Source organism: Nonomuraea sp. NPDC049480, from assembly GCF_044465905.1.
Taxonomy (GTDB): domain Bacteria; phylum Actinomycetota; class Actinomycetes; order Streptosporangiales; family Streptosporangiaceae; genus Nonomuraea.
Genome location: NZ_JBITMD010000083.1, coordinates 1 through 1,559 on the forward strand (window position 1 = coordinate 1; position 1,559 = coordinate 1,559).

Genomic DNA, 1,559 nt, shown 5'->3' on the forward strand with positions numbered 1-1,559 from the left:
GGCGGTGCCTGTCAAGATCTTTGAGACAGCTTCTTGCTATTCGGACGCTATGAGCGCTTGTGGGGTCGGTGGGTTGATCCACGCGGCGGTGGGGAGCGGTGGCGGGCTGGGCCGGCTGCTGAAGCGCGTGGGATTGGCCGCGTAGGCGTCCGCCAGAACCTTGGCCCGTTGTTGCTGGATCTGCTCGGCCTGGCCGAAGTAGACCGAGGCCGGGGTGTGCAGGCCGAGCCCGGAATGGCGATGCTCGTGCCGGTAGTAGTCGAAGAAGTCGGTGCAGAAGACTCGGGCGTGCGCGATCGAGTCGAAGAACTCGGGGAAGTCGAAGCGGTACTTCAGTGTCTTGAACTGCGCCTCGGAGTAGGGATTGTCGTTGGAGACGCGCGGCCGCGAATGTGAGCGCTGCACCCCGAGATCCACCAGCAGCTGAACGACGTTCTTCGAGGTCATCGACGGTCCCCGGTCGGCGTGGATCGCACCCGGCCGTCCGTGCAGGGCGACCAGATCGGCCATCCACTGCTCGGCGATCGCGGCATCCTCGATCTCCTCCAGCCGCCAGCCCACTGGGTAGCGGCTGAAGATGTCCAGCATCACGTACAACTGGTACCAGATGCCGCGAGCCGGGCCGGGTAGGCGCGTGATGTCCCAGCTCCACACGTCATTGGGCTGGACAGCCACCAGCTCGGGTTTAATCTTGGCCGGATGCGCGGCCTGCCGGCGGCGTTCGCGGACCAGGTTCTCCTCCCGCAAGATCCGGTACATCGTCGACTGCGAGGCCAGATAGATACCCTCGTCGAGGAGTTCGGCCCAGATCTGCGCCACCGCCTTGTCGGCGAAGCGCGCCTCGGTCAGGATCGCCAGCACCTGCTCCCGCTCGGCCGCAGACAGCGCGTTGGCCGGCGCTCCGGCCGGGCCGGGCTTGCGCCGTGGACCGACCGGCCGCGAGCGTTCCCGATACAGGGTGGCGCGGGATTTGCCCAGCAGCCGGCACGCCTGGCTGGTGGAGGTTAACGCCTCCACCAGGTCGAAGACCTCGCCTATCGCCGCTTCGACGGCGGCTTTGTGCCCGCGCTCTCGGAGAGAGTCTCCAAGAGCGCGTGTGCTTTTCCCACCAGGTCCAGCGCCGCGTCCTTACGCGCCAGCTCGGCCTCCAGCGCCTCCACCTTGCGCCGCAGCCGTTCCAGCTCGGCCTGTTCACCGCTCTTTCGGGCACGCGAGGTGTTCTTGGACAATCCGTCGAGGGCGCCGGCGTCGGCCGCACGCCGCCACTCGGCGATGTGGGAGGAGTACAGGCCCTCCCGCCGCAACAGCGCGCCCCGGGCGCCGGGCTCGGTCAACGCGTCGTACTCGGCCAGGATCGCCTGCTTGTACTCCGGCGTGAACGTCCGCCGCCGCGGCCGATCCGCACGCGCTCCCTCGTTCTGCTTGCCCGAGCCCACCGTTCCATCATGGACGATCGTCGGCAGCGGGCGCCTGGCCATAGTCGTGCTCACGGTTCGTTGAGATCCTTACTCACCCTCATCACTCAGATGAACTTTAGTGGCATCTGTCTCAATAAACCT

Annotated in this window: 2 protein-coding genes; both read right to left on the reverse strand. The window is 66.7% G+C overall.

What is annotated here, in order from left to right; all coding sequences use genetic code 11:
- Positions 1-36: 36 nt before the first annotated feature.
- A complete protein-coding gene (locus ACIBX3_RS61205) occupies positions 37-1,020 on the reverse strand; it encodes an IS3 family transposase (protein ID WP_397130031.1) in 984 nt (327 codons plus the stop codon).
- A 14-nt stretch (positions 1,021-1,034) separates the two neighbouring features.
- On the reverse strand, positions 1,035-1,490 hold the full coding sequence (locus tag ACIBX3_RS61210) for a transposase (RefSeq protein WP_397130030.1): 456 nt from the start codon (positions 1,488-1,490) through the stop codon (positions 1,035-1,037).
- Between the last annotated feature and the right edge of the window lie 69 nt (positions 1,491-1,559).